The sequence below is a fragment of the Pseudomonas sp. PONIH3 genome, assembly GCF_002934345.1.
Classification (GTDB): Bacteria; Pseudomonadota; Gammaproteobacteria; order Pseudomonadales; family Pseudomonadaceae; genus Aquipseudomonas; species Aquipseudomonas soli.
Genome location: NZ_CP026386.1, coordinates 1,600,894 through 1,620,911, shown reverse-complemented (window position 1 = coordinate 1,620,911; position 20,018 = coordinate 1,600,894). Strand labels below are relative to the sequence as shown.

Annotated in this window: 17 protein-coding genes; 3 read left to right on the top strand and 14 right to left on the bottom strand. The window is 66.4% G+C overall.

Annotation, left to right across the window (positions count from 1 at the left end):
* Window positions 1–20 precede the first annotated feature (20 nt).
* Window positions 21–458, bottom strand: coding sequence for an Lrp/AsnC family transcriptional regulator (locus C3F42_RS07310; RefSeq protein ID WP_094010627.1), 438 nt, complete (start codon window positions 456–458; stop codon window positions 21–23).
* A 133-nt stretch (window positions 459–591) separates the two neighbouring features.
* Between C3F42_RS07310 and C3F42_RS07305 the strand changes: the two genes are divergently transcribed.
* Window positions 592–1,497 carry a DMT family transporter gene (locus C3F42_RS07305; protein ID WP_094010626.1) on the top strand — a complete coding sequence of 302 codons (906 nt, stop codon included), beginning with the start codon at window positions 592–594 and terminating at the stop codon, window positions 1,495–1,497.
* A gap of 9 nt (window positions 1,498–1,506) precedes the next feature.
* On the opposite strand, the gene C3F42_RS07300 is transcribed toward C3F42_RS07305, so the two are convergent.
* The 8 genes from C3F42_RS07300 to C3F42_RS07265 all read right to left on the bottom strand — a co-directional run bounded on the left by C3F42_RS07300 (window position 1,507) and on the right by C3F42_RS07265 (window position 9,894).
* Complete coding sequence (locus tag C3F42_RS07300) at window positions 1,507–2,367, bottom strand: glutathione S-transferase C-terminal domain-containing protein (protein ID WP_094010625.1); 861 nt, start codon at window positions 2,365–2,367, stop codon at window positions 1,507–1,509.
* A 1-nt stretch (window position 2,368) separates the two neighbouring features.
* A complete protein-coding gene (locus C3F42_RS07295) occupies window positions 2,369–3,016 on the bottom strand; it encodes an FMN-dependent NADH-azoreductase (protein WP_051555769.1) in 648 nt (215 codons plus the stop codon).
* 221 nt (window positions 3,017–3,237) lie between these two features.
* A complete protein-coding gene (locus C3F42_RS07290; protein WP_104444230.1) occupies window positions 3,238–3,675 on the bottom strand; it encodes a PaaI family thioesterase in 438 nt (145 codons plus the stop codon).
* Between the two features lie 11 nt (window positions 3,676–3,686).
* Window positions 3,687–4,763 carry an acyl-CoA dehydrogenase family protein gene (locus C3F42_RS07285; protein ID WP_104444229.1) on the bottom strand — a complete coding sequence of 359 codons (1,077 nt, stop codon included), beginning with the start codon at window positions 4,761–4,763 and terminating at the stop codon, window positions 3,687–3,689.
* Window positions 4,764–4,773: 10 nt separating this feature from the next.
* Window positions 4,774–5,898, bottom strand: coding sequence for an NAD(P)/FAD-dependent oxidoreductase (locus C3F42_RS07280; protein ID WP_038705689.1), 1,125 nt, complete (start codon window positions 5,896–5,898; stop codon window positions 4,774–4,776).
* Window positions 5,895–7,838 (bottom strand): asparagine synthase (glutamine-hydrolyzing), encoded by a 1,944-nt coding sequence (gene asnB, locus C3F42_RS07275; RefSeq protein ID WP_094010623.1) that lies wholly within the window; start codon window positions 7,836–7,838, stop codon window positions 5,895–5,897. Before asnB ends, C3F42_RS07280 begins: the two co-directional genes overlap by 4 nt.
* A gap of 80 nt (window positions 7,839–7,918) precedes the next feature.
* A complete protein-coding gene (locus tag C3F42_RS07270) occupies window positions 7,919–8,701 on the bottom strand; it encodes an enoyl-CoA hydratase-related protein (protein ID WP_081941215.1) in 783 nt (260 codons plus the stop codon).
* Between the two features lie 5 nt (window positions 8,702–8,706).
* A complete protein-coding gene (locus C3F42_RS07265) occupies window positions 8,707–9,894 on the bottom strand; it encodes a hydroxymethylglutaryl-CoA synthase (RefSeq protein WP_038705691.1) in 1,188 nt (395 codons plus the stop codon).
* A gap of 579 nt (window positions 9,895–10,473) precedes the next feature.
* Between C3F42_RS07265 and C3F42_RS07260 the strand changes: the two genes are divergently transcribed.
* Window positions 10,474–11,370, top strand: a complete 897-nt coding sequence (locus tag C3F42_RS07260; protein WP_158659540.1) for a LysR family transcriptional regulator — start codon at window positions 10,474–10,476, stop codon at window positions 11,368–11,370.
* 122 nt (window positions 11,371–11,492) lie between these two features.
* Here the strand turns inward: C3F42_RS07260 and C3F42_RS07255 are convergent, their stop codons facing one another.
* From C3F42_RS07255 to C3F42_RS07240, 4 genes are all read right to left on the bottom strand, one after another.
* Entirely contained in the window at window positions 11,493–12,860 is a 1,368-nt protein-coding gene (locus tag C3F42_RS07255; protein ID WP_104444228.1) for a TolC family outer membrane protein, read from the bottom strand.
* A gap of 78 nt (window positions 12,861–12,938) precedes the next feature.
* On the bottom strand, window positions 12,939–16,016 hold the full coding sequence (locus C3F42_RS07250; protein ID WP_104444227.1) for a MexW/MexI family multidrug efflux RND transporter permease subunit: 3,078 nt from the start codon (window positions 16,014–16,016) through the stop codon (window positions 12,939–12,941).
* A gap of 36 nt (window positions 16,017–16,052) precedes the next feature.
* Window positions 16,053–17,156: an efflux RND transporter periplasmic adaptor subunit gene (locus C3F42_RS07245; protein WP_052062184.1), complete on the bottom strand. Its 1,104-nt coding sequence runs from the start codon at window positions 17,154–17,156 to the stop codon at window positions 16,053–16,055.
* Complete coding sequence (locus tag C3F42_RS07240) at window positions 17,153–17,806, bottom strand: DsbA family protein (protein WP_052062185.1); 654 nt, start codon at window positions 17,804–17,806, stop codon at window positions 17,153–17,155. The genes C3F42_RS07245 and C3F42_RS07240 overlap by 4 nt, the downstream gene beginning before the upstream one ends.
* Before the next feature lie 161 nt (window positions 17,807–17,967).
* On the opposite strand from C3F42_RS07240, the gene C3F42_RS07235 reads away from it, so the two are divergent.
* Window positions 17,968–18,897, top strand: coding sequence for a class I SAM-dependent methyltransferase (locus tag C3F42_RS07235; protein WP_094010757.1), 930 nt, complete (start codon window positions 17,968–17,970; stop codon window positions 18,895–18,897).
* A gap of 50 nt (window positions 18,898–18,947) precedes the next feature.
* On the opposite strand, the gene C3F42_RS07230 is transcribed toward C3F42_RS07235, so the two are convergent.
* Window positions 18,948–19,946 carry a sulfate ABC transporter substrate-binding protein gene (locus tag C3F42_RS07230; protein WP_104444226.1) on the bottom strand — a complete coding sequence of 333 codons (999 nt, stop codon included), beginning with the start codon at window positions 19,944–19,946 and terminating at the stop codon, window positions 18,948–18,950.
* Window positions 19,947–20,018: the final 72 nt, after the last annotated feature.

Sequence of the window (20,018 nt, the reverse complement as noted above, 5' to 3'; positions counted from 1 at the left end):
GTCTGCACTGCCGGACCTTCTCAGTCCATCGGCGGCAACCGCCGCTTCACCGGCGTCTTCTTGATGATCGCGGTATTGGTCTCGGCCAGCACATTCAGGCGGTCGAGCAGCGTGTCCAACTGTTCCATCGAGCGCACATGCAGGCGGGCGATGAAGCAGTCCTCGCCGGTCACCTTGTCGCACTCGGTGAACTCGGGGATGGCGACGATCTGCCGTTCCACCTCCTGCAACTGCCCCGGCAGCGGGCGGATGCGCACGATGGCCTGCAACTGATAGCCGAAACAGCGCGGGTCCACCTCTACCGTGTAGCCGCGCAGCACGCCGCGCTCCTCCAGGCGGCGCAGGCGCTCGCTGACGCTGGGCGCCGACAGGCCGCTGATCTGCGCCAGTGCCTTGAGCGAGCGGCGCGAGTCCTCCATCAGGGCGTTGATCAGCAACTGGTCAATGTCATCGGTCATGGCTACCTCGTTAGGTGATTTTCCAAATTTGCCTTGATAGTAAAGGTGCAGTTACTGATCTGCCTTGGTTATCCGCTGGAAGGTCAGCCTCAACCCTCCGCATACTGTGCCCATCGTCGACTGGAGGTGTGAGATGGACAATTCGTTGCGCCGTGGTTCGTTGGAAATGATCGCCGCCATGCTGATTTCCGGGACCATCGGCTGGTTCGTGCTGGTGTCCGGGCAGCCGGTGCTGGAGGTGGTGTTCTGGCGTTGCGTGTTCGGTGCCGGCACCTTGCTGCTTATCTGCGCGGCCATGGGCCTCCTCAAACCGGGCGTGCTGACCCGTGCGACTTTCCTGCTGGCGGTGGTCAGCGGGGTGGCGATCGTCGGTAACTGGGTACTGCTGTTCGCCTCTTATTCGCGGGCATCGATCGCCATCGGCACCGCGGTGTACAACGTCCAGCCGTTCATGCTGGTGGGGCTGGCGGCGCTGTTCCTGGGCGAGAAGATCACCTTGGCCAAACTCACCTGGCTGAGCGTGGCGTTCCTCGGCATGCTGGCCATCGTCAGCGCTCATGGCGCGGGGCAGGCCAGTGGTGGCGAGTACCTGCAGGGCATCGCCTTGGCGCTGGGTGCGGCGTTTCTGTATGCCGTGGCGGCGCTGATCATCAAGCGTCTGACCGGCACGCCGCCGCACCTGATCGCCCTGATCCAGGTGAGTACCGGCGTCTTGCTGCTGGCGCCCTGGGTGAAGCTGGGTGGGCTGCCGGGTGAACTGCCGGCGCTCGGCAGCCTGGTCACGCTGGGCATCGTGCACACGGGGTTGATGTATGTGTTGCTGTACAGCGCTATCCAGCGCCTGCCCACGGCGTTGACCGGAGCGTTGTCGTTCATCTACCCGATCGCCGCGATCCTGGTCGATTGGGTGGCCTTCGACCATCGCCTGGCGCCGTTGCAGTGGCTGGGGGTGGGGCTGATTCTGCTCGCTGCTGCCGGCATGCAGCAGGGGTGGTGGTTCCGGCCTGCCAGCGCGCGTGGCGTGGCCAGGCCGGAGTGAGGCGGTGGATCAGTTCAACCAGCTCAACGCCGGCCCCTGCGGCACGATCCGGGTCGGATTGATGTGGTTGTGCGAGTAGTAGTAATGCAGCTTGATATGCGCCATGTCGATGGTGCGGTAGATCGCCGGGATCTGCGTCAGGCGCACCAGGTACTGGTACAGCGCGGGGTACTCGGCCAGGGTCTTGTGGTTGGCCTTGAAGTGCACGTAGTACACCGCCTCGTAGCGGATCAGCGTGGGCAGCAGGAACAGGTCCGACAGGCTCAGCTTGCCGCCCACTAGGTACGGCTGCTTGCGCAGCCGGTGCTCGAGGGTGTCCATGGCCGCGAAGAACTGCTTGTAGGCCTCGTCGTAGTTCGCCTGGTCCGGGGCGAAGCCCATGTGGTAGACCATGCGGTTGATGTTGGTGTGCAGCCACTGGTTGAGCTCGACGATGTCGCAGCTGGAGCGGTCGGGCACCAGGTCGATCGGGGTCTTGGCCAGGGGCAGCAGGCGGGTGGCCATCTGCAGCGCCAGCTCGGCCGAATCGTTGTGCACGATGCGGTTCTGCTGGCGGTCCCAGAGCACCGGCACTGACTGGTTGCCGGCAAAGCCGGGGCGCGAACGCTCGTACAGGCTCGACAGCAGGGTGACGTCCTTGTGCAGCGGGTCCTGGTCGTGCTCGTCGAACTCCCAGCCCTGGTCGTGGCGGCGGGCCGCCACCGAGGTTACGTCCAGCGCGTCTTCCAGGCCCAGCAGGCTCTGCACCAGGTGCACCCGGTGCGAGAACGGGCAGGCGTGGGAGATGTACAGGTGGTAGCGGTTGGGCTCGGCCACCAGTTCGCTGAGGAACAGCTCCTGGACCGACGGGTTGTCTTGGCTGCGGGTCATCTTATCTCCCTACTGCGGTGGCCAGGCTTGGGCATGGGCGCTCGCCGAGGGCGGCGATGCTGTGCTGGATCTTCAGGTTGGCGGCGGCCAGGCCCGCGGCCAGGCTCTCTTCGCCCATGCCCAGGCCTTCGGCGTAGATGAACTCGACGCTGTTCAGGCCGACGAAGCCCAGGGTCTGCGACAGCCAGCCGGCCAGGGTGTCGGTGCCCTGGCTGTAGATGCCGCCACTGGCGTTGAGCACGTGCACCGGCTTGTCGTCGAGCAGCCCGACCGGGGCGCCGTCGACATAGGTGAAGGTGACGCCGCCACGCACGATGTAGTCGACCCAGGTGTGCAGGATCGACGGTGCGCCGAAGTTGTAGCGCGGCAGGCCGATCACCACGCGGTCGGCTTCCTGGATTTCTTCGATCAGCTCGTTGGACAGCTTCAGCGCCGCGGCCGCCTCGATGCTGCTGGCGTCACCGCCGAACAGGGCGTCCATGGTCACCGCATTGAGGTGCGGGATGGGCTGGGCGTGCAGGTCGCGCACCGCCACCGAAGCTTCGGGGTTGACCTCTTTGAGCTGCTTGAGGAAGTTGTCCACCAGTTGGCCGGAGAAGCCGCCGTCGGACTTGATCGAGGAGCGGATGACCAGGACCTTGTGATTCATTGCGCGAATCCTTTCTGTGATGTGTGTGGCATGCAGTCTTGAGCAATCGGGCGGGAGTGAAAAGCGCAGATAATCAGGGTTTTACCCTTAAGGTTGTCATGTATCGGGAGGGGCTTTGCGTTGAAAAGAGCGCATGGAAACGAGCGCGGGGCAAGCCCGCTCTCACAGAGGGTGTGAGAGCGGGCTTGCCCCGCGAATGAAGGTGATGTGCGATTACGCCTTCACCACTCCCGCTTGAGCCTGAACTTGCTCAGCTGCGCGCTGGCGATGCGGGTCTGGCTGCCGTCGGCATTGATCCGCCAGGCCTCGGCCTGGGTGAACATCAGGTTGCGGCCGTCGCGGATCACCTTGGCGTGGAACAGCACCTCGGTGTCGCGCGGCGTGGCCGACAGCAGCAGGGTGTTGAAACTGTTGGTCAGGGCGTACTCGTCGGGCCCCAGCAAGGGCAGGGTGGCGAGCATGCTGGTGACGTCGAGCATCGAGTAGATCACCCCGCCGTGCAGGGTCTGGCTCAGGTTGTCGATGTCGGCGTTGACGGTCAGCCGGCAGGTGCACTGGCCGGGGGACTGTTCCAGCATCTCCAGCCCGCAGTAGCGCTGGTAGGCGTGTTCGAGCAGCGCGCGCGAGTGCGCGGCGGCGTGGTCGCTGATGGTGCTCATGGTGTGATCCTTCACAGGTGCCGGGCAATGATTTCCAGCATGATTTCGTGGGTGCCGCCGCCGATGGCCAGCAGGCGGGCGTCGCGGTGGATGCGTTCGACCAGCGAGGGCTCGACGCAGCCGTGGGCGCCATGCAGTTGCACGGCGTCGCGGGCCAGGGTTTCCAGGGTCTGCACGGCGCTGTTCTTGGCGATGGCGACCTGGTGCGCGTCCAGGGTGCCTTCGGCCTGGCGGGCCACGCAGGTGTCGACGAACTGGCGGCTGACCGTCAGCTGTGCGTAGTGCTCGGCCAGGCGCTGGCGGATCACCGACTTGTCGAACAGTGCCTTGCCGCCGACCTTGCGGCTCTTGCACCAGTCGATGGCGGCCTGCAGGGCCATGTCGGCGCTGGTGATGGCCATCACCGCCAGGTTCAGCCGCTCCTGCTGCAGGCTGGCCTGCAGCAGGCGGCCGACGCCGCCCTTGCCGGTCAGGCGCAGCGCTGGCACGTCGACAAGCTCCAGGTCGGCCAGCGGCAGGCAGCGCCAGCCCAAGGCCTGGCGCGGGGTGTGGCGGATGCCGGCGGCGGAGCCTTCGACCAGGAACAGCGCCAGGCCGTCCTCGCAGTGGCCGACCATCAGCAGCCAGTCGGCACGGGTGGCGTTGCAGATGAACGCCTTGTGCCCGTTCAGCCGGTAGCCATCGGCCTGGCGCGTGGCCCGGCACTCCAGGGCGCGCAGGTCGGAGCCGGCCTGGCGCTCGGTGATCGCCAGGGCGATGCTCTGGCGGCCGTCGAGCACCGCCGGCACCAGGTCGTGGACGATCGGGTGGCCGGTGGCCTGCACTGCCTTGAGGCTGACGAAGTGCGAGCCCAGGCCCATGGTGATGCCCTGGGCGCCGCTGCGGGTCAGCTCCTCGATCAGCACCGCCACGGCCCGCGGGTCGTCCGGCAACTGGCGGTGGTCATGGCCCAGGCCGAGCAGGCCGGCGGCGCCGGCCTCGCGGTTGAGCGTGGCGGGGTAGGCGCCGAGCTGCTCCCAGGCCGCCACGTTCGGCGTGATGCGCTCGCTGACGAAGGCCTGCAAGCGCTGGCGGTATGCGTCGGTCATGGCGGCCTCCTCAGAACACCGTGGTCAGGGCCAGGTCGTGGAAGCGTTCGACGATTGGCCGGATCCGCGACGAGGTCATGGCGCTGTCTTCCTCGAAGTAGTACAGGTCGGTCATGTCGCGCATCACTTCCAGCATCACCCGCGAACGCTCGGCGGCGCGGATCTCGTAGCGCTGCAGGGCGCTGTCGAGGCGCTCGTCGCAGCAGCCGACCAGGGCCTGGGCGAGCATGAAGGCGTTCTCCAGGCCCAGGGTCAGGCCGTAGCCGAGGGTCGGCAGCATGGCGTGGATGCTGTCGCCGAGCATCACCACGCGGCCGTTCTGCCAGCAGCCGGCTCCGGTCAGCGCCATCATCTTGTGGGTGAGGATCTGCTCGTGCTCGGTGGCTTCCATCATCCGCACCACATCCGGCGGCAGGTCGGCGAACAGCCGCACCAGGCCGTCGCGGTCGAGCAGCGGCTGGTTGCGGTGCTGGTAGGCGGCAAACCAGTAGCGGTACGGACGGTCGGCCGCCAGCGGGTAGGTGACCACCCGCGAGAACTCCGAGGCGAAGATCTGGCAACGGTCGGGCAGCAGCAGCGGCGAGTCGAACTCGACCATGCCGCGGCTGGCCACCAGGCCCGTGTCATAGGGCGTCAGCCCTGGCTCCAGGCACTGGCGCACGGTGGAGCCGACGCCGTCGCTGCCGATCACCAGGTCGAAGTCTTCCTGCTCGCCGTTGCTGAAGGTGACCCGCGCCTGTTCGCCGACCTTCTCCACCTTCTCGCAACCCATCTGGTAGCGGATCTGCCCCGGCGCCAGGCGTTCGCGCAGCAGGCCGAACAGCTCGGGGCGCGGGAACATCACCGCCGGCGCCGGGATCCCCAGGCCGTCCGGGCGTACCGGCTGGCTGTGGATCAGGCGACCGTCGCGGCCATGGGTGTCGAGGAACTCGATGGCCTTGCCGCGGCCGATGAAACCGGTGTCGTTGAACAGGAAGCGCAGCACCTGCACGCCCTGGGGCCAGACGTAGATGCCGGTGCCCGAGTCGCGCGGGCCATGGGCCCGCTCGTACACCGTGGCCTCGAGGCCGAAGCGCTTGAGAATCAGGGCGCAGGCCAAGCCATTGAGGCCGGCGCCGATGATCGCGATCTTCATGCGGCCACCTCGCTCAAGGTGTTCCAGCTCTGGCCGCTCATGCGGTAGCGGCGCTGCAGCAGGCACAGGCTGGTCAGCTCCATCAGCATCGGGTCGAGCAGGCCTTGTTCCTGGGCGCTGAGGGTCGGCAGTTGCTTGAGCAGGCTGCGTACCTTGGCCGCATCGAAGAACGGCAGCGCGTCCAGGTCACGGCTGTGCAGGGTGTCCTGCACCAGTTGCCACAGTCGGCCTTGCTGCTGCAGGGTGGCCGGCGGCGCGCGGAAGTAGTGCTTCTTGCGCTCGTACAGGGCCTTGGGCAGGTAAGGGCGCATGGCTTCGCGGAACACGTACTTCTCGGTGGCGCCGCGCACCTTCATCCACACCGGCAGTTGGCAGGCCAGTTCGACCACGTGGTGGTCGAGCAGCGGCACGCGGCCTTCGATGCTGTTGGCCATCTCCATGCGGTCGCCCAGGGTGGTGAGGACGAAGTTCGGCAGGTACGACTTGGCCCACAGGTACATGGAGTTGTGCACCGGGTCGCGGTCGGCGAGCTTGCCGTGGTCGAGACGGTCGAAGAACTGGCGGTACGGGTCGACGCCGGTGAAGTGGTCGCGGAAGTCGCCGCGGTACAGGCTCTCCAGGGCCTTGAACCAGCCGGCCTGGTTGTCCAGCCACGACACGCCGTGCTTGAGCTGGTCGACCATCCAGTGGATGTCGTGGGGCATGTGCGCGTTGGTGTAGCCCTGCTCGTTGGCCTGGATGCGCTGGCGCAGCAGGTCGATGACTTTCGGGTCTTGTTGTTCGTTGTTGTACAGCAGCATGTCGCGGCGGAAGTGCGGGTAGCCGGCGAACACTTCGTCGGCGCCTTCGCCGGTCAGCACCACCTTCAGGCCGGCCTTGCGCACTTCCTTGCTGAGGATGTACTTGGCCACGCCGTGGGCGTTGAAGAACGGCGTCTCGTTGTGCCACACCGCCTGCTCGAAGTTGTCGGCCAGGTCGTCCTGGGTGATCTCGATGGTGTGGAAGCGCGCGCCGTTGTGCTCGGCGGCCATGCGCGCGAAACGGTTCTCGTCGTAGTCGTCCATATCGGTGAACGACAGGTTGAAGGCATCCAGCGGCTCGCCCTTGAGGGCGGTAGCCATGCCCAGCATCGCCGAGGAGTCGATGCCGCCGCTCAGGTACACGCCCATCGGCACGTCGGCGCGCAGGCGCAGGCGCACGGCTTCTTCGATGGCGGCGCGCACGGATTCGATCATGCCGGCCTCGTCGCTCGGCGCCGGGGTGTCGCGGCGGGCGAATTCCATGTCCCAGTAGCGGCCGCTGTGCAGGCCGCCGTGGTCGACCATCACCCAGCAGCCCGGCTGCACGCTGCGCACGCCTTCGAACAAGGTGTGGTCGCGCAGGTAGAAGGCGCGGCTGGCATAGGCGTTCTCGTCCCAGGTCGGGTTGACGCCGGCGGCCAGCAGGGCCTTGATCTCGGAGGCGAAGTACCAGTTGCCTTCGTGCTGGGTGTAGAACAGCGGCTTGATGCCCAGGCGGTCGCGCACCGCCAGCATCAGGCGGCGACGACGGTCGAACAGGACCATGGCGAACTCGCCGCGCAGCTCCTTGAGCCCGGCCATGCCGGAGCGGCGGTACAGGTGCAGGGCGATCTCGCTGTCCGAGGCGGTCTTGAAGATCGCGCCTTCGGCCTGCAGCTCGGCGCGGATGCGCTCGTGGTCGTAGAACTCGCCGTTGACGATCACCGCCAGGTCGCCTTCGTCGGCGACGATCGGCTGCATGCCGTTGTCCAGGCCGATGATGCTCAGGCGGGTATGGCCGAGCACGGCGCGCTCGCCCGGGTCACGCCACAGGCTGTGCTCGTCCGGGCCGCGGTGGTTGATGGCGGCCAGGGCGTCGAGGATCGACTGGTCGCTGATGCTGTTGCGTTTGGACTGGTAGACACCGATGAAACCACACATGGCAAAATCCTTTTCTCATAGGTCGGGCGTCGTCGGCGACGCCGGAACGGCGCGGGCTTCGTGGTCCGCGCACCCAGGGTTCATTGCGCCCAGTCGGGGCGGCTGCGTTCGAAAAAGGCGGCAAGACCGTGCTGGCCCTCGCTGGAGGTGCGCAGGCGGGCGATCAGCTGCAGGTTGCAACCCTGCTCGTCGAGCAGGTGGTCGCGGCCTGCCAGGCGCGCCAGCATCTGCTTGATCTCGCGACTGGCCTGGGGGCCGGTCTGCAGCAGGGTGGCCAGCCAGCGGTCGCGGGCCTGCTCCAGCTCGGCGGCGGGCACCAGGCGGTGGACCAGCTGCAGGCGCAGCGCGTCCTCGGCGCCGAACACCTCGGCCGAGAGCATGTAGCGCCGTGCCTGGCGCACGCCCATGGCGCGCACCACGTAGGGGCTGATCAAGGCCGGGGCCAGGCCCAGGCGCGCCTCGCTGAAGCAGAAGCGCGCATCCTCGGCGGCCAGCACGTGGTCGGCGCAGCACAAGAGGCCCAAGGCCCCGCCGAACACCGCGCCGCGGGCCAGCATCAGCACCGGCACCGGGAAGTCGTCCAGGCGCTGCAGGACGTTGGCCAGCAGGCTGGCGTCCTCCAGGTTGCGCGCATGGTCGAACTCACGGCTGCGGCGCATCCACTCCAGGTCCGCCCCGGTGCACAGGTGCTCGCCGGCGCCGTCGAGCACCAGGGCGCGCAGCCCGGGGTGCTCGGCGAGGGCCTGCAACTGCTCGTGCAAGGCCCCGAGCAGGGCCTCGTCGAGGGCGTTGCCGGCATGCGGACGGTTCAGGGTCAGGCAGGCGACCGCAGGTTGCGGCCAGCTCAGCAGCACGTCGCTCATGGTCGTCAGCTCGCCATCTTCAGGGACAGGGCGGTGCTCTCGTACTGACGGCGATAGCCCTCGCAACCGCCGTAGCGGAAGGCGCCGCCGGTGACGTACGGCGTGCTGTAGTCGGCCACGGCCGGGTGGTTGTCGCCGTAGAACCAGGTGCTGTACTGCTCATGGCCCAGGCGGGTGCGGCTGGCCAGCATGCGCGCATGCGCCTTGCGCCGCGAATGGGCCTGGTAGCCCGGCACCACGGTGGCGCTGAAGAACTCGCCGACGCTGCCCGAACCGTAGCTGAACAGGCCGATGTTGCGGCCGGTCAGGTCCTCGTCGCTGTTGTCCAGCAGCGACAGCAGGGCGATGTACAGCGAGGCGGTGTAGCAGTTGCCGATGGCCTTGCCGTACAGCTGGCTGGTGGAGTAGGCCTTCTCGCCCAGGGCCTTGGCTGCTTCGGGTTCGATAGCCTCGAACACCGAGAAGGCTTTCTTCGCCATCTTGGTGAACGGCTGGTGGAAGCACAGGAAGCTCATGTCTTCCAGGCCCAGGCCGCCGTCGGCGCGGTAGCTCTGCCAGGCGTTGCGCAGCGACTCCAGGTAGACCTCGATCGACAGCTTGCCGTCGACCAGCGCGGTGCTGCGCAGGTTCGGCCGCCAGAAGTCCGAGACGTCCAGGCTGTAGCGGCCCTGGTGCGGGTGCAGCTCCAGCAGGCGCGGGTTCTCGGCCACGATCATGGCCACGGCGCCGGCGCCCTGGGTGCATTCGCCCTCGGAGTTCTGCTCGTAGCGGGCGATGTCGGTGGCGATCACCAGCACCTTTTCGTGCGGACGCTGGGCGACCAGCGCACGGGCCATCTGCAAGCCGGCGGTGGCGCCGTAGCAGGCCTGCTTGAACTCCACCACGCGGCAGTCGGCGCGCAGGCCGAGCAGGCTGTGGACGAACAGGCCGGCGGCCTTGGACTGGTCGATGCCGCTCTCGGTGGCGAGGATCACCGTGGCGATCGAGGCGCGGCTGGCGTCATCGAGCAGCGGCAGGGCGGCGTTGGCCGCCAGGGTCACGATGTCTTCGTCCGGGGCCGGTACGGCCATGAACTCCTGGCCGATGCCGACCAGGTATTTCTGCGGGTCGATACCGTGCCGTTCGGCAAGTTCTTCCAGTGCGAAAAAGTGTTGCGGTACAGACAGCCCAATATCATCAATGCCGATTTTCATGTGTATGCCCAATTATTTTTCACTGTTGAAAAAATCCCAAAATACACAACCGGTCTTGTTGTTCCGGTGCCAGTCCCTGCTGGCCATTTAATTATTGCGGCTGAAGCTTTTGCCAAAAAAAGCGAATAATTCCGATGGGATTGATGACGCCTGTTCATGGTTTTCTTGGCTATTAAGTTATGCATTTTTTTGCGCGCAGGCGCAGGCCCCGTGCTGTCACGCGGCTTTCATAAAAGGCTTGGGAAGGGATTGTCGAACAATATGGCAATTAAAATTTTCAATTATCTTAATATGAAAATTTTATGGCGTTATCGCCTTTTATTTTGCCGTGTTGTTCCGGCTATTGTTTTATGCCGTATCGCTTGTGCATATCTGCATGGGGGACGCTCCTTGTCCATTATTCATCCATTAGTGCCAGGCACTGTGCGGGACGTTGTTGTCGCACGAAGCGGCCTGGGCGAATAGTGACAAAAAGTGCGTGCATCACGGCACGGTCTTCATGTGTTGGCGGCAGCTGTGGTACAACGCCGCAGGACAACGGATTCGTCGCCCGGTTTTCGGGCACACAAGGAGGTGATGGTGTTTTCCAAGATCAGTCTCGATCAGTGGCGCGCGTTCGTCTGCACGGTCGAGTGCGGCGGTTTCCAGCAGGCCGGCGAGCACATGTACAAGTCTCAGTCGGCGATCAGCCATTCGGTCAACCGCATGGAAATGCTCCTGGGCCAGGAGCTGTTCATCATCGAAGGGCGCAAGGCCGTGCTCACCTCGCTGGGCAAGGCGCTGCTGCCCCAGGCCAAGCACCTGCTGGGCGCGGCGCAGAAGCTCGAGCACCTGGCCAACCAGTACCAGCCGGGGTTGTTCACCGAACAGGCGCTGGCGGTGGATGTGCTGTTCCCCATCGAATTGCTGCAGCAGGCATTGCAGGAGTTTGCCCTGGAGTACAAGGATCACCGTATCCGCCTGTACGAGACGGCGTTGTCCGGGGCCCGCGAGCTGCTCGAAGACGGCAAGGTCGAGCTGGGCATCGCCAGCAGCCTGCCCTCGGGGTATCTGCAGGAGTTCTTGCTGAATGTCTCGTTGATCTGCGTGGTGGGAGCCAGCCACCCGCTGAGCGCGGCGCAGGGGGAGTTGAGCCTGGACGACATGAAGAACCACCGGCAGGTGGTGATCCGCGATTCCGGCACGCGCAATTCGCAGAACAGCGGCTGGCTGGGGACCTCGCAGCGCTGGACGGTGAGCAGCCTGGCGGCGGCCGAGAGCTTCGTCGAGCGGGGGATGGGCTTTGCCTGGCTGCCGGAGCACCGGGTGCAGCAGGGGTTGGCGCAAGGGCGGTTGGTGCGGGTCAACCTGCAGCATCAGCGGGAGCGGGAGGTGCCGATGTACATGGGGTATCCCGAGGAGTACCGGCACAGTCCCGAGGTGCGCTTGCTGGCGCAGATACTGCGGGAGCGGTGCCGGGAGTATCGGCCGGGGTGATGGCTTGCGCGCACGCTATTCGAGGTGTTCGCCGGTAGTGGTGCAGCGCCCTTGAGACCGAGCGCCGCCTGCGCGGCGCTCGATCTCAAGGGCGCAACAACACTCCCGTCATACTCAAAAACTCACCCGCGCAAATCACTCGGCAGGAAATCCCGCTCCGGCTCGTAATCCAGCTTCAGATACCCCGCCAATTCGCGCAGGTCCTCCGGGCTCAGGCTGCCAGCCTGCTGCTTGAGCCGCAGGCTGTCGACGATGTACGCATAGCGCGAGACGTTGTAGTCGCGCACCGCGTTGTACAGGTCGCGCTGGGCATCGAGGATATCGACGATGTTGCGGCTGCCCACCTCATACCCCGCCTCGGTGGCCCGCAACGAGCCCTGGCTGGAGATGATGCTCTGGCGCCGCGCGCGCACCTGCTCGACATCGCTGACCACCGCGCGGAAGGCGTTGCGCGACCCTTCCAGCACCTCGCGTTCGAGGCTGGTGCGGCCGTGCTCGGTGCGCGCCAGCTCATGGGTGGCCTGGCGCACCCGCGCGCTGGTGCCGCCGCCGCTGAACAGCGGCAGCTTCATCTGCACCATCACCGAGCTGTCGCGCTGGTTGCCGGAGCGCTGGCCGAAGTGCGCGCTGGAATCCATCAGGTCGCTGTCGCCCTCGGCGTAGCCCACGGCCAGGTTGAACGTCGGCAGGTGATCGGCCTTGCTGCTGCGCAGGGTCTGGCCGGCCTGGCTGACGGCGGCCTGACTGGCGCGCAGGCGCAGGTTCTGCGCCATGGCCTGTTCGACCCAGGCCTCGGCGCGCTCGGGCACCGGCGCCTGCACCGGCAGGCTGTGGCGGATCCCGGCCAATGCCGGCTGCGCCTGGCCAGCCAAGCGCATCAGTGCCTGGTAGGCGTCCTCGCTGCGGCGTTGGCTGTCGATCAGGTTGGCGCTGGCGCGGTCGAAGCTGGCCTGGGCCGAGAGCATGTCGTTCTGGTCGGACAGGCCGGCGTCGTAGCTCAGCCGGGTCTGCTGCAGCTGGCGGTCGAAGGCGCGCAGCTCGGCCTTGGCGGTGGCCAGGTTGTCCTCGGCCAGCAGGGTGTCGAAGTAGCTGCTGGCGGTGTCGAGGATCAACTGCTGCTGGAATGCCGAGAAGTCCAGTTCGGCCTGTTCGTTCTCGGACTGCGCGGCCTTGTAGTCGAACCAGCGGCTGAGGTCGAACAACGGCTGGTCGAGGCTCAGGCGGTACAGGCTGCCGCTGCGCTGCTCGACCTGGCGGCGGTCGCTGCGGACGTCGCCGGCCTCGGCATCCAGGGCCACCTGCGGCAGCAGGCGGGCGCGGGCCAGGGGCACGGCCTCGCGGCGGGCCAGGTAGTTCTCGCGGGCGGCGGCCATGTCGCTGTTGTGCTCGACCACCTGGGCGTACACCGACATCAGCGTCGCACGCTCGGCGGCAACGGCCTGGGCCAGGGGCGCCAGCAGCAGCAGGGGCAGAAGGGTCTTACGTAGCATGTCGTTTCTCTTTATTCGGGCCGGCCGCTCCCAGGGGCAGCCGGTCATGGCTGCCACAGGGGAGGGCGGGCTAAGGGGTCAGGCCGGCTGGGTGTAGGCGGCCAATTCCTGCAGGCGTGGGTCTTCGCTGGCACGGTGGTCCTTGGCCAGCAGCGAGTACACGGTGGGCAGGATGAACAGGGTGAACAGGGTGCCGACCAGCATGCCGATGACGATCACCAGGCCCAGGCTGAAGCGGCTGTGGGCGCCGGCGCCGCTGGCCAGCAGCAATGGCACCAGGCCCACCACCATGGCCGCGGTGGTCATCAGGATCGGCCGCAGGCGGATCTGCGCGGCGCGCTCGATGGCCGTGCGGCGGTCGAGCTGGTCGGCCTGCTGCAGCTCGTTGGCGAACTCGACCATGAGGATGCCGTGCTTGCTGATCAGGCCGACCAGGGTCACCAGGCCGATCTGCGTGTAGATGTTCACTGTGGCGTAGCCCAGGTACAGCGGGATCAGCGCGCCGCACACCGACATCGGCACGCTGACCAGGATCACCAGCGGGTCGCGCAGGCTTTCGAACTGCGCGGCCAGCACCAGGTAGATGACCAGGATGGCGAAGATGAACGTCACCACCAGGGCACTTCCTTCCTGGACGAACTGGCGGGCATCGGACAGCCAGTCATGGCTGAAGCCGGTGGGCAGGGCATTGGCCTGGGCGGCAAGGAACTGCACCGCGTCGCCAATGCTCACGCCCGGCGCCGGCACCGCCTGCAGGGTGGCCGAGTTGAGCTGGTTGAACTGGGTCAGCTTGTTGGGCTCGATCGACATGTCGAAGCTGACCAGGGTCGACAGCGGCACCTGGGCGCCGTTGGCGGCCTTGACGTACTGGCCGACCAGCATTTCCGCCGACAGGCGCTGGGCCCGTGCCACCTGCGGGATCACGTCGTAGGAGCGGCCGTCGAGGGCGAAGCGGTTGACGTAGTTCTCGCCCACCAGCACCGCCAGGGCGTCGCCGATGGCCTGCATGCTGATGCCCAGGTCGTTGGCCTTGCTACGGTCGATGTTGATGTTGACCAGCGGGCTGTTGAAGTCCAGGTCGGAGTCGACCACGGCGAACAGGCCGCTGACCATGGCCGCCTGCTTGATCTTGTCCATGGCGTCGAACACCACGCGGTGATCCTGGGAGCTCTGGATCACCATCTGCACCGGCAGGCCGCCGGTGGAGCCGGGCAGCGGCGGCAGCTGGAAGGCGAAGATGGCCACGCCCTCGATCTCGCCCACGGCTTTCTGGATCTCGGCTTGCAGCTGGTCGGCGCTGCGCTGGCGCTTTTCCCAGGTGCTCAGGTTGGCGCCGCCGAACGCGGTGCGCGGGCCGTCGTTGCCGTTGACCACCCAGGTGATGTCGGTTTCCGGGAAGGTGGCGAACAGGCGGTCCATGCGGTGCGCGTACATCTGGGTGTAATCGATGTTGGCGTACTGCGGGGCCTTGGCCACCGCCAGCACCTGGGCCTGGTCCTCGACCGGCGCCAGTTCGCGCTGGGCGCCGAGGTAGAGGATTGGCAGGCTGACGAACACCGCCACGGCGATGGCCAGGGTGACCCAGCGGTGGTGCAGGGACACGTCAAGCAAACGGCCATAGCCGTTGCCCAGCCAGTGGAAGAAACGCTCGGCGCCACGGGCCATCGGGCCTTCGCTGGCCTGGCGGTTGAGCAGGAAGGCGCTCATCACCGGCGACAGGGTCAGCGCCACCACGCCGGACACCACCACGGCACCGGCGAGGGTGAAGGCGAACTCCTTGAACAGCGCGCCGGTCAGCCCGCCCATCAGGCCGATGGGGGCGTACACCGCGGCCAGGGTCAGGGTCATGGCGATCACGGGGCCGGCGATCTCGCGGGCGCCGACCAAGGCCGCCTGCAAAGGCGACTTGCCTTCCTCGATATGCCGGTGGACGTTCTCCACCACGACGATGGCGTCGTCCACCACCAGGCCGATGGCCAGGACCATCGACAGCAGGGTCAGCAGGTTGATGCTGAACCCGAACAGGCTCATGATCGCCGCCGCGCCGATCAGCGACAGCGGGATGGTCACCAGCGGGATCAGCACGCTGCGCAGCGAGCCGAGGAACAGGAAGATCACCACGGCGACGATCACCACCGCCTCGACCAGGGTCTTGACCACTTCATCGATGGACGCCTGGATGAAGCGCGCCACTTCGAACACGATATTGGCGGTCATGCCCGGCGGCATGGTCTCGCGGATCTGCGGCATCATTTCCTGCACTGAACCGACGATGGTCAGCGGGTTGCCGGCGGGGGTGGCGTGCAGGCCGATGAACACCGCCGGCTCGCCGTCCATGATGCCGCTGGTGTCATAGGAGGTGGCGCCGAGCTCGGCGGTGCCGATGTCGCTCAGGCGGATCAGCGTGTCGCCGTCGCGACGCACCACCATCTGGCGGAACTGGTCGACGCTGGTCAGGTCGGTGTTGATGTTGATGTTGGCCGAGACGTACTGGCCCTTGGTCTGCCCGGGGGCGGCCTGGAAGTTGTTCTGGCGGATGGCCTCGGCCACGTCGCTGGCCGACAGGTTGCGCGCGGCCATGCGCGCCGGGTCCAGCCACAGGCGCATGGCCAGTTTCTGGCCGCCGAGGATCTGCGCCTCGGCCACGCCGTCGATGGCCGCCAGGCGCGGCTGAACCACGCGGGAGATATAGTCGGTGATCGCCGGCAGGCCGATGTCCTTGCTCGAGAAGCCGACGTAGATCACCGCCGTGCCTTCGCCGGAAGACTTGGCCACCACCGAGTCGTAGGCGCCTTCGGGCAGGCGGTACTTGACCTGGTTGACGGCGGCCATGATTTCGGTGAGGGCCTTGTTGGAGTCGGCGTTGAGCTTCAGGCGCACGGTGATGACGCTCTTGCCCTGGGTCGAGGTCGAGCTCAGGTAGTCGACGCCGTCGACCGAGGCCACGGCCTGCGAAATGGGCTGGGTGACGAAGCCCTGCATCAGCTGCGAGCGGGCGCCGGGGTACTCGGTGGTGATGGTGATGGTCGCGCTTTCCAGCTGCGGGTACTGGCGGATCGGCAGGTTCAGCAGCGCCAACAGGCCAAGCATGACGATCATCGCGCAGACCACCAGGGTCAGTACCGGGCGGCGGATGAACAGGTCGGTGAATTTCATGGTGCTACAGGTCCTTTTCAGTGGCACGCAAACCCATTACTGCTGGGCCAGGTCCGGCTTGCGCGTGGTGCTGGCGGCCAGGGTGTCGTCGGTGACCCGCACCGGCATGCCGTTGCTCAGGCGGATCTGCCCGGACACCACCACGCGGTCGCCCGGGGTCAGCGCATCGAGCACCACCACGCGGTCGTCGCGGCGCGCGCCGAGCTTGACGAATACCTGCTCCACGCGCAGGGCGCCGTCCTTCTCACGCAGCACGTACAGCGAGTTGCCGTAGGCGCTGTAGCTGATCGCCGTCTCTGGCACGCTGAGCACATCGGCGTGGCTCGGCAGCTCGATGCTGACGTTGGCGAACATGCCCGGCTTGAGTTGCTGGTCGGGGTTGTCGAGGGTTGCCTGCACCAGCATCGAGCGGGCGCCCGGGTCGATCTGCGGCTCCAGGGTGGTGACCGCGGCGACAAAGCGCTGCTGCGGCCAGGCGTCGACCTTGAGGGTGATGGCCTGGCCGGCCTGCAGGGCGGCGGCGGACTGCTCGGGCAGTGGGAAGTTGACGTGCAGGCGCGACAGCTCGGTGAGGGTCACCAGGCTGTCGCCGGGGCTGACGTACTGGCCGAGGTTGACCTTGCGGATGCCCAGCACACCGGCGAACGGGGCGCGGATGGTCTTCTGCGCGATCTGCGCCTGGACCTGGGCGATCTCGCCGAGCAGTTGGTCGTAGTTGGCCTGGGCCTGGTCCAGCTGGGCCTGGGTGGAGGCCAGCGGCAGCACCTTGCGCGTGCGCTCCAGGGCCAGCTTGGCGTTCTTGGCCTGGGCCTGCAGCTTGGCCAGCTCGCCGCGTTCGGGCGCGTCGTTGAGCTTGACCAGCACCTGGCCTGCGGCCACGGCCTTGCCGGCGGTGAACTCCAGCGCGGTGATGCGCCCGCCGACCTCGGGCGAGACATTGACCTGGTGTACCGCCTCCAGGGTGCCGACGGCGCTGAGCACCTGCGGCATCGGGCCCGACTGCACGCGGGCGATTGCCACCGGGGTGGCGTTGGCCTGGGCGGCGGGGGCGTCGTTGGCCACTACCGCCGGAGCGGGCAGCAGGGCCATGGCCAGCAGCGACAGGGAAGTGCCGGCGGCGATCCAGTAACGGCTTTTCATTGGGTGGCTCCTTGTGCCTGCTTCTGGTTGGCACGGACCTGGATGAAGGTCTGGCGCAGTTGCTCAAGGCTCAGCGCGCCGGGGACCAGGTAGCGACCGTCGATCACCAGGCTGGGCACCGAACTGATGCCCAGTCGCCGGCCCTGGGCCAGCTCTTCCTCGAGCATCTGCGGGGCCTGCTGGTCGAATGCCGTGGCGAAGGCCAGCGGGTCGAAATCGGCTTCGGCGGCCACCGCCAGCACGGTGGCGCGGTCACCGATGTTGCGGGCCTGCACCAGGTGGGCTTCCTGCAGGCGGTCGAACATGCGCTCGTGGCCTTCGTTGCCACCCAGTGCCTTGGCGGTCTGGCAGGCGAGGCCTGCGAGCAGGCCGGTGGGGTACTCGAAATCCTGCTGGCGCATGGCTTCGATGTTGATGCGCTTGACGTCCTCGGCGCGCGAGCACGACAGCCAGTGGCTGAGGATGGTCTCCTTGGCCTTGGGCATCGAGCCGAAGCGCTCGACCATAGCTTCGCGGCTGGTCTGCAGGATGAAGCTGCGGTGCTGCACGTCCAGGTTCAGTTCGTCCTGCAGCTGCTTCAGGCGCGGGGCGAGGACGAAGCACCAGCCGCAGACGACATCGTGGAAGAATTCGACTTTCAGGGGTGACATGGCAGTGATCCGGTTTCAGGGAGGGATGGCCGCACTATCCACAGCGCCCCGGCAAGAAAAAAGCGACAAAAGTGCCGCAAACCCTCTCATCCCCTTCATTGATGGCCGCCCAGCCCAGCCGCGAGCGGGTAGAATGGCGCTTTTGCCTGACCGTAGCCGACATGAGCCCAGCCATCGCCACCCTCGAGCAGCACCTGCTCGCCGCCCTCGACCCCGCCCCCCAGGAGACTCGCCGCCTGTTCCATGGCCGTGGCCGCTGCTGGCTGGGGCTTGAACAGATCACCGTCGACTGGCTCGACGGCGTGTTGCTGGTGGCGCTGTTCCGCGAACCGCCCGAGGGCCAGCTGGCCGAGCTTGAAGCGATGCTGATGGCACTGGCCGAGCGCCCGCAGTGGAGCGGCCAGGCCATCCTGCTGCAGCACCGCTACCTGCCTGACAGCCCCGGCCAGTGGCTGTGGGGCGCACCGTGCCAGCAGCGCGAGGTGGTCGAGGATGGCCTGAAATACCTGCTCGACCTGGGCGTGCGACAGAACAACGGCCTGTTCCTCGACATGCGCTACGGCCGGCGCTGGGTGCGCGAGCAGGCGGGCGGTAAGCGCGTGCTCAACCTGTTCGCCTACACCTGCGGCTTCTCGGTGGCGGCGATTGCCGGCGGCGCCGAGCAGGTGGTCAACCTGGACATGGCCAAGTCGGCGCTGTCCCGGGGCCGCGACAACCACCGGCTCAATGGCCATGACGCCTCGCGGGTGGCGTACCTGGGGCATGAGCTGTTCAAGTCGTGGGGCAAGGTGCGCAAGTACGGGCCGTACGACCTGATCATCATCGATCCGCCAACCTTCCAGCGCGGTAGCTTCGTGCTGACCCAGGACTACGCCAAGATCCTTCGGCGTTTGCCGGAGTTGTTGACTGAAGGCGGCACGGTACTGGCCTGCGTCAACGATCCGGGGATCGGGCCGCAGTTTCTCATCGAGGGGATGGCCGAGCAGGCGCCGGGGCTGGTGTTTGTCGAGCGGCTGGAGAATCCGCCGGAGTTTCCGGATGCGGATCCGGAGGGGGGGCTGAAGGCGCTGGTGTTTCGTCAGCAGGCCTGAAAGCAGGGCTCCTGTAGGAGGGGACAAGCCCGCTCCTACAGGGGGTGTGGTTACTTGTTGGTATAGATCTGGTCGAACACACCACCGTCATTGAAGTGGGTCTTCTGCACGGTGCGCCAGTCGCCGAAGGTTTTTTCAACGGACAGGAAGTCGACTTTCGGGAAACGGTCGGTGTACTTGGCCAGCACGGTGGCGTCACGTGGACGCAGGTAGTTGTTCGCGGCGATCTCCTGGGCCTCCGGCGACCACAGGTACTTCAGGTATTCCTCGGCCACGGCCTGGGTACCTTTCTTGGCCACCACCTTGTCGACCACGCTCACTGGCGGCTCGGCCTCGGCCGACACGCTCGGGTAGACCACTTCGAACTGGTCGCGGCCGAACTCGCGGGCAATCATCTCGGCCTCGTTCTCGAAGGTCACCAGCACGTCGCCGATCTGGTTGGTCATGAAGGTGGTGGTGGCGGCGCGGCCACCGGTATCGAGCACCGGCGCCTGCTTGAACAGCTTGCCGACGAAGTCGCGAGCCTTGCTTTCGTCACCGCCCTGCTTGAGCACGTAGCCCCAGGCCGAGAGGTAGGTGTAGCGGCCGTTACCCGAGGTTTTCGGGTTGGGCACGATCACCTGCACGCCGTCCTTGAGCAGGTCGGGCCAGTCCTTCAGCGCCTTGGGGTTGCCCTTGCGCACGATGAACACGGTGGCCGAGGTGAACGGCGCGCTGTTGTTCGGCAGGCGCGTTACCCAGTTGTCCGGCACCAGCTTGCCGTTGTCGGCCAGGGCATTGATATCGGTAGCCATGTTCATGGTGATCACGTCGGCCGGCAGGCCATCGATCACCGCGCGCGCCTGCTTGCTCGAGCCGCCGAAGGACATCTGCAGGTTGACCTTCTCGTTGTGTTCCTTCTCCCAGTGCTTCTGGAACGCCGGGTTGTAGTCCTTGTAGAAGTCGCGCATCACGTCGTAGGACACGTTGAGCAGGGTAGGGCCGGCCTGGGCGAGGTTGCCCAGGGCCAGGCCCGCGGCGAGCAGCGAGGCGCTGAAGAGTTTTTTCACTGGGGGCATTCCTTGTTCTGATTCAAAGGGTTGGCGATATGCCAGCGACTATAGCGTTTGGCGCTAGGGTGG